The following is a 6,765-nucleotide window of genomic DNA, read 5'->3' on the forward strand; positions in this document are numbered from 1 at the left end:
GGATTTTCGAGATAATAAAAACCCGCCGATTGGCGGGTTTTTTAATGGGCTTAAGCTATCGATTAGCCTGCGAATTTCTCGAAGACCAATGTGGAGTTGGTGCCACCGAAACCGAAGCTGTTAGACATAACCCGTTGCAGATCAACGTTGTCTTTGCGTTCAGTAACAACCGGCAGGCCTTCAGCCGCTGGATCTAAGTCATCAATATTAGCGGATGCGCAGATGAAGTTGTTTTCCATCATCAGCAGGCTATAGATCGCTTCCTGAACGCCGGTAGCGCCCAGTGAGTGGCCTGTCAGTGATTTAGTGGAGCTAACCGGAGGCATGTCAGCACCGAAGGTTTCTTTCATCGCCTTCAGTTCTTGGATGTCACCAGCAGGGGTCGAGGTGCCGTGGGAGTTGATGTAATCAATGCCGCCATCAACAGTGCTCATCGCCTGCTTCATGCAGCGTACAGCGCCTTCACCGGAAGGAGCAACCATATCGTAACCGTCAGAGGTAGCGCCGTAACCGACCAGCTCGCCATAAATCTTGGCGCCACGGGCTTTAGCGTGTTCTAACTCTTCCAGTACGATCATGCCGCCGCCGCCAGCGATGACAAAACCATCACGGTTGGCATCGTAAGCACGGGATGCTTTTTCGGGAGTTTCATTATACTTGCTAGACAGGGCACCCATAGCATCAAACATCATACTTAGAGACCAGTGTAGTTCTTCACCACCACCGGCAAAGACGATGTCTTGCTTATTGAGCTGAATCTGTTCCATCGCATTGCCGATACAGTGGGCGCTCGTGGCGCAGGCAGAGGTGATAGAATAGTTAATGCCTTTGATCTTAAAAGGTGTTGCTAGGCAAGCGGATACCGTTGAACCCATGGTGCGGGTAACTCGGTATGGGCCAACACGACGAACACCTTTGGTGCGGAGGATATCAGCTGCTTCAACAATATCGGCAGAGGATGCGCCGCCAGAACCGGCAATCAGACCGGTACGGACATTAGATACCATATCTTCGCTAAGATTAGCGTCTTTAATCGCTTGGTCCATTGAGAGATACGCATAAGCGGCAGCATCACCCATGAAACGAACCAGTTTGCGGTCGATTAGATCGGTGTAATCCAAATCGATGCTGCCAGCTACCTGGCTGCGGAACCCAAGCTCTTTGTACTCTTCCTGAAACTTAATGCCAGAACGGCCTTCTTTCAGTGAGTCCAAGACGGCTTCTTTATCAGTACCTAGGCAAGATACGATACCCATTCCGGTAACAACTACACGTCTCATAGGATGCCTCTTTTATTCAGTAAATATTGTAAGTATAGATCTACAGCTGCCCATGGCGGCTGTGACGGCTTCGTTTATTTAGAAACTATCGGTAGATACGAACAGGCCTACCCGCAGATCTTTAGCGGTATAGATTTCGCGGCCATCAACGGATACGCTGCCGTCGGCAATGCCCATGACCAGTTTGCGTTCAATCACCCGCGATAGATCAATACGATACGTTATTTTTTTAGCGGTTGGCAAAATTTGCCCAGTGAATTTAACTTCACCGCAGCCGAGCGCGCGTCCGCGGCCTTTATTGCCACGCCAGCCAAGGAAGAAACCAACAATCTGCCACATTGCATCTAGGCCTAAGCAGCCAGGCATAACCGGATCGGTTGGGAAGTGGCATTCGAAAAACCAAAGATCGGGATGGATATCCAGCTCTGCTTCGATATAGCCTTTGCCGTATTTGCCGCCTTCACTGGTGATCATAGTGATGCGATCCATCATCAGCATGTTGCCGATCGGCAGGCGGGCATTACCCTCACCAAACATGATGCCGTTACCGCACTGAAGGAGTTCTTCTCGATTAAATGAGGAAGGTTTTGTCATCTGAGCTGTATACCCACTGTTTTTTTATAGCCAAAATATCGGTGGGATTATACCGGTTTAGTGGTCAGGGATCACGGTCTGTATCAGCAAAAACGGTAAATTCAGATAGATTTCGTCGTTTTTAGGGCGGTTTATCACAGGATTTAGCGGGAATTTTGCGAGAGTACGGGGCTTAGCGGCGAGTTAAGTCATTATCACTGGTCAGCGAATAACAAGGTAAAAAGCGGTTGAGCGTTGCTCGAAACCGCCTTGTTGATAGCTTGCTAGTTGATTTAGAGATCAAACACTTAGCTGTAAAGGGCGGTATAGGCTCAGATTAATAACTCTGTGTGATTCGCCCTTCAAGCCGTGATTGCAGATTTAGCTGCTGCGTTTAACCGCTAAATCTGCCAGTTGAATCATGGTCTGTTTGAACGAGCTGTCCGGCAGAGCATCGAGTGCTTTGATCGCTTTATCGGCTTCGGCGTAGGCGGTGTTACGGGAGTAATCAATAGACCCCGTCGCGTGAACAATATCCATAATGGGTTGCAGATCTTCTAGGCCCCCTTTGCGGATAGCTTGGCGGATCAGCGTGCGCTGTTCATCGTTACCATGCTGCATGGCGTGGATGAGTGGCAGTGTGGCTTTGCCTTCGGCCAAGTCGTCACCGACATTTTTACCCATCTCTTCTGCAGTGCTGAGATAATCCATCACATCGTCGATGATCTGAAAGGCGATGCCGATATGGCGACCATAGAGCCGCAAGGCTTCCTGCTCTTCTTTGCTGGCGTCGGCCAAAATCGCACCGGCTTCGGTCGCTGCTTCAAACAGCATGGCGGTTTTACCCAAAATCACCTGCATATAGGCATCTTCGGTGGTGTCAGGGTTGCGTGCATTAAGCAACTGCATGACTTCGCCTTCAGCGATGATGGTGGTGGCGTTGGAGATCACCGCCATAATTTCCAGCTTGCTGATCTCAACCATGATCTGAAATGAGCGGGAGTAAAGGAAGTCGCCTACTAGCACGCTAGGTGCGTTGCCCCATTTAGCGTTAGCAGTATCATTGCCTCGGCGCAGCTCTGAATTATCCACAACATCATCATGCAGCAGAGTAGCGGTGTGGATAAATTCGATCAGGGCGGCGAGTGGCACGTGATGCTCGCCTTTATAGCCGGCAGCATTGGCAGCAAGGAGTACCAGTAACGGTCTTATCCGCTTACCGCCACTTTCGACAATGTAATGTCCGATCTTTTCAACCAGTGGCACACCTGAGTGTAAGTGGTTGATAATATAGTCGTTTACCGCTTCAAATTGCGGTTCAATAGCTGGATTTAACTGATGTGGCAGCATAGGAACTGATACTAGGCTCTTAAATTGGTATTGGCGCATGCTAGGGGGTGCGTATGCGAGTGTCAAGAAAGTCGGGTTATTATCTATATTTCTACTTGAGTCATATTCCATGTTTCTATATAATCTCGCGCCCTAACCCATCCAAATTCGCTCCCTACCATATGGTTCAACCATTAGAAGTAGGCGTGTTATTTAGTAGCAGGGTGGGTTTTAAACTGGAGATTAAAATGTACGCAGTAATTGTGAGCGGCGGTAAACAGTACCGAGTTCAGGAAGGCCATACGCTGAAACTGGAAAAACTGGCTGTAGAAGCGGGTTCTAATGTTGAATTTGACCGCGTTTTACTGGTTGCAGATGGCGATGATGTTAAAATCGGTGCGCCAGTTGTTGAAGGTGCTAAGGTTACAGCTGAAGTTGTAAGCCACGGTCGCGCTAAGAAAGTTCATATCATGAAATTCAAGCGTCGTAAGCATCACATGAAGCAGATGGGTCACCGTCAACACTTCACTGAAGTTAAAATTACTGGCATTAGTGCCTAAGACTATTCGATAGGAGAGTGACAAATGGCTCATAAGAAGGCGGCAGGTAGTACTCGTAACGGTCGTGACTCCGAGTCGAAACGCTTAGGTGTTAAGCGTTTCGGTGGTCAGGTAGTAACGGCTGGTAACATTCTTGTTCGTCAGCGCGGAACTAAGTTCCATGCTGGTGTTAACGTAGGTATGGGTAAAGACCATACTCTGTTTGCGACTGCAGACGGCGTTGTTAAGTTTGTTGTTAAAGGCCCGCAAAAGCGTAAGTATATTACTATAGAAACCGCTTAATACGGCTTTTATGCTTAAAAAAGCTCCGCGGTTGCGGGGCTTTTTTTGTTTTTAATGGCTAATTAAGCTTGTTGTTGAAAAGGTCTGCAGGGCGGGTCTTATCAACAGCCGGTTTGTTGCCGGTAATGTGCACAGAATGCCAGTATAACTGGAGGTGTAATATGAAATTTGTAGATGAAGCGACGATTACGATCGAGGCGGGCAAGGGCGGCAATGGCACCCTAAGCTTTCGCCGGGAAAAATATATCGCGAAAGGTGGCCCGGATGGTGGCGACGGTGGTGATGGTGGTTCGGTATATGTAGAGGCGGATGAGTCTCTGAATACATTGATCGATTACCGTTTTCAGCCGCGTTATAAGGCTGAGAATGGTAAAGGCGGTCAAAGCCGTAACTGTACCGGCTCCAAGGGTGAAGATTTGATCATGAAGGTGCCCGTGGGCACCACTGTGGTCGATATCGACACCGATGAGGTTCTTGCCGATATGACTCAGGTGGGTCAGATTGAGAAGATCGCTCAGGGTGGCTTTCATGGTTTAGGCAATACACGCTTCAAAAGCAGTGTAAACCGTGCGCCTCGGCAGACCACCAATGGTAGTCTGGGTGAGACTCGAAACGTCAAGCTTGAATTGAAAGTGTTGGCAGATGTGGGTTTGCTGGGCTTGCCTAATGCGGGTAAGTCGACCTTTATTCGTTCCGTTTCGGCGGCAACACCGAAAGTCGCTGACTATCCGTTTACCACGCTGGTGCCTAACCTTGGGGTTGTCAGTGTTGAGCAGCATAAGAGCTTCGTTATTGCCGATATTCCGGGCATTATCGAAGGTGCTGCTGAGGGGGCGGGTCTAGGTATTCAATTCTTGAAGCATCTGGCGCGTAACCGAATTCTGCTGCATCTTGTTGATATGGCGCCGTGGGATGGTGAAACGCCGGCTGATTCTGCCTGTGTGATCGTTCGGGAGTTGGAAAAGTTTAGCCCGACACTGGCCGCTCAGCCGCGTTGGTTGGTGCTTAATAAGCTGGATATGGTGCCTGAAGAAGAGCAGGAAGCGCTGTGTCAGTCGGTTGTTGATGCGCTTGGCTGGGAAGGTCCGGTTTATCGAATCTCAGCGATTAATAAGATGGGTACCCAGCAATTAGTGCAGGATATTCAGGTGTTTCTTGATCAGTTGGCTGAACGGGTGGCAGAGATGCCTGAGTTGGTGGAAGCTGAGCTTGAAGTTCGACGCGCAATCGACCGTGAAGGTCGTGAGCGGATCGAGCAGATGCGTGAAGAAGTACGTGCTAAGCGTCGTGGCGATGATGATTTTGAAGACTTCGACGATGATGATTATGACGTTGAAGTGGAATACGTCAAAAATTAAGACAGGTTTGGGCTGCTTCACTGCTTGCGGGTGGTGAGAATGAAAGTGGTCTTAGTTGCGTCTTTCAAGAGAGTAGTGATCCGTGAGTGCAGCGCGTAATAAACTGAAAACCTCCCGTCGATGGGTTGTTAAAATTGGTAGTGCGTTACTAACAAATGATGGTGAAGGGTTGGATCTGGCGGCGATCGGTCGCTGGGTCGATCAGTTAGCTCAGTTGCGACAGGATGGTCTTGAGATTGTCTTGGTCTCTTCCGGTTCTATAGCTGAAGGGATTGTTCGCTTGGGGTGGAGAGAGCGCCCTTATGAGGTTTATAAGCTTCAGGCGGCCGCCGCTGTTGGGCAGATGGGCTTGGTGCAAGCGTACGAAACTAACTTTCGTCGCCATAATGCCTTAACGGCCCAGATTTTGTTAACCCATGAAGATCACTCCAACCGTAAGCGTTATCTCAATGCCCAGGCCACACTTAAGACCTTGTTGTCGGTGGGTGTCGTGCCGGTGGTCAACGAAAACGATACCGTAGTCACCAAAGAGATTCGCTTCGGCGATAACGATACTCTTGGTGCTCTGGTGGCTAATTTGGTCGAGGCGGATGCCTTGATTTTGTTGACCGATCAAAATGGTCTATATACGGCCGATCCCCGTTCAAATCCAAGTGCAACCTTAATCTCTGAGGCGAAAGCGGGTGATCGTTCGCTGGATGCTATGGCTGGCGGCGGCGGTCGTTTGGGTCAGGGGGGGATGGCGACTAAGGTGCGAGCGGCGAAATTGGCGGCTCGCTCGGGCGCGGTGACTGTTATTGCCAGTGGTCGAGAAGATAATATCTTATTGCGATTGCGTGAGGCTGAGGTGTTGGGGACGGTGCTCGTGCCTGAGAAGTCACCTGTGGCGGCGCGTAAACAGTGGATTGCAGGGCATCTTCAGGCGCGTGGTACCTTAACCTTAGACGAGGGCGCCGTGCGGGCCTTGGTTGAGCGCGGTAAGAGTCTATTGCCTGCCGGTGTTAAGTCGGTGGCAGGGTCTTTCTCCCGTGGTGAGATGGTGGTGATTAGTGATGAGTCTGGCCGGGCGATCGCTCGTGGCTTGGTGAATTATGGGGTTGAGGATGCGCGGAAGATCATTGGTCATCCGAGTTCGCATATAGAAACCGTGCTGGGGTTTGTCGGCGAGCAAGAGTTGGTGCACCGAGATAATCTGGTATTGGTCTGAGTTTTATATCCATTATATTTAAAGCAAAAAAAAACCGGCCAAGGCCGGTCAGGTTACTGATAAACCCCAGTATTTTTGCTGGGGTTTTGCTTTTCTAGCGCCATGACTGTTTTATTAACAAAATACTGGGGCAATAGTTTGAGGCCGTTTTAAGTCGCCTCAAGACCTCTCAGGCC

At 49.7% G+C, this 6,765-nt stretch carries 7 protein-coding genes; 4 read left to right on the forward strand and 3 right to left on the reverse strand.

The annotated features are described in order from the left end of the window. Window positions 1-62: 62 nt before the first annotated feature. The 3 genes from fabB to ispB all read right to left on the reverse strand — a co-directional run bounded on the left by fabB (window position 63) and on the right by ispB (window position 3,203). A complete protein-coding gene (fabB, locus tag EH243_RS14510) occupies window positions 63-1,280 on the reverse strand; it encodes a beta-ketoacyl-ACP synthase I (RefSeq protein WP_126159389.1) in 1,218 nt (405 codons plus the stop codon). A gap of 78 nt (window positions 1,281-1,358) precedes the next feature. Then, a complete protein-coding gene (gene fabA / locus EH243_RS14515) occupies window positions 1,359-1,874 on the reverse strand; it encodes a bifunctional 3-hydroxydecanoyl-ACP dehydratase/trans-2-decenoyl-ACP isomerase (protein WP_126159390.1) in 516 nt (171 codons plus the stop codon). A gap of 360 nt (window positions 1,875-2,234) precedes the next feature. Beyond that, entirely contained in the window at window positions 2,235-3,203 is a 969-nt protein-coding gene (gene ispB, locus EH243_RS14520; RefSeq protein WP_126159391.1) for an octaprenyl diphosphate synthase, read from the reverse strand. A gap of 227 nt (window positions 3,204-3,430) precedes the next feature. On the opposite strand from ispB, the gene rplU reads away from it, so the two are divergent. From rplU to proB, 4 genes are all read left to right on the forward strand, one after another. Next, window positions 3,431-3,742, forward strand: a complete 312-nt coding sequence (gene rplU / locus EH243_RS14525) for a 50S ribosomal protein L21 (RefSeq protein ID WP_126159392.1) — start codon at window positions 3,431-3,433, stop codon at window positions 3,740-3,742. Between the two features lie 24 nt (window positions 3,743-3,766). Further along, entirely contained in the window at window positions 3,767-4,024 is a 258-nt protein-coding gene (gene rpmA, locus EH243_RS14530) for a 50S ribosomal protein L27 (RefSeq protein WP_126159393.1), read from the forward strand. A gap of 161 nt (window positions 4,025-4,185) precedes the next feature. Continuing rightward, a complete protein-coding gene (gene cgtA / locus EH243_RS14535) occupies window positions 4,186-5,382 on the forward strand; it encodes an Obg family GTPase CgtA (protein ID WP_126159394.1) in 1,197 nt (398 codons plus the stop codon). Window positions 5,383-5,464: 82 nt separating this feature from the next. Beyond that, window positions 5,465-6,589, forward strand: a complete 1,125-nt coding sequence (proB, locus tag EH243_RS14540) for a glutamate 5-kinase (protein ID WP_126159395.1) — start codon at window positions 5,465-5,467, stop codon at window positions 6,587-6,589. The last annotated feature ends 176 nt before the right edge of the window (window positions 6,590-6,765 follow it).

Source organism: Amphritea opalescens (assembly GCF_003957515.1).
Classification (GTDB): domain Bacteria; phylum Pseudomonadota; class Gammaproteobacteria; order Pseudomonadales; family Balneatricaceae; genus Amphritea; species Amphritea opalescens.

What these genes read in the sequence shown, in the direction of transcription:
- fabB (WP_126159389.1), bottom strand. Translation starts at nt 1,280, where the DNA reads ATGAGACGTGTAGTTGTTACCGGAATGGGTATCGTATCTTGCCTAGGT.
- fabA (WP_126159390.1), bottom strand. Translation starts at nt 1,874, where the DNA reads ATGACAAAACCTTCCTCATTTAATCGAGAAGAACTCCTTCAGTGCGGT.
- ispB (WP_126159391.1), bottom strand. Translation starts at nt 3,203, where the DNA reads ATGCTGCCACATCAGTTAAATCCAGCTATTGAACCGCAATTTGAAGCG.
- rplU (WP_126159392.1), top strand. Translation starts at nt 3,431, where the DNA reads ATGTACGCAGTAATTGTGAGCGGCGGTAAACAGTACCGAGTTCAGGAA.
- rpmA (WP_126159393.1), top strand. Translation starts at nt 3,767, where the DNA reads ATGGCTCATAAGAAGGCGGCAGGTAGTACTCGTAACGGTCGTGACTCC.
- cgtA (WP_126159394.1), top strand. Translation starts at nt 4,186, where the DNA reads ATGAAATTTGTAGATGAAGCGACGATTACGATCGAGGCGGGCAAGGGC.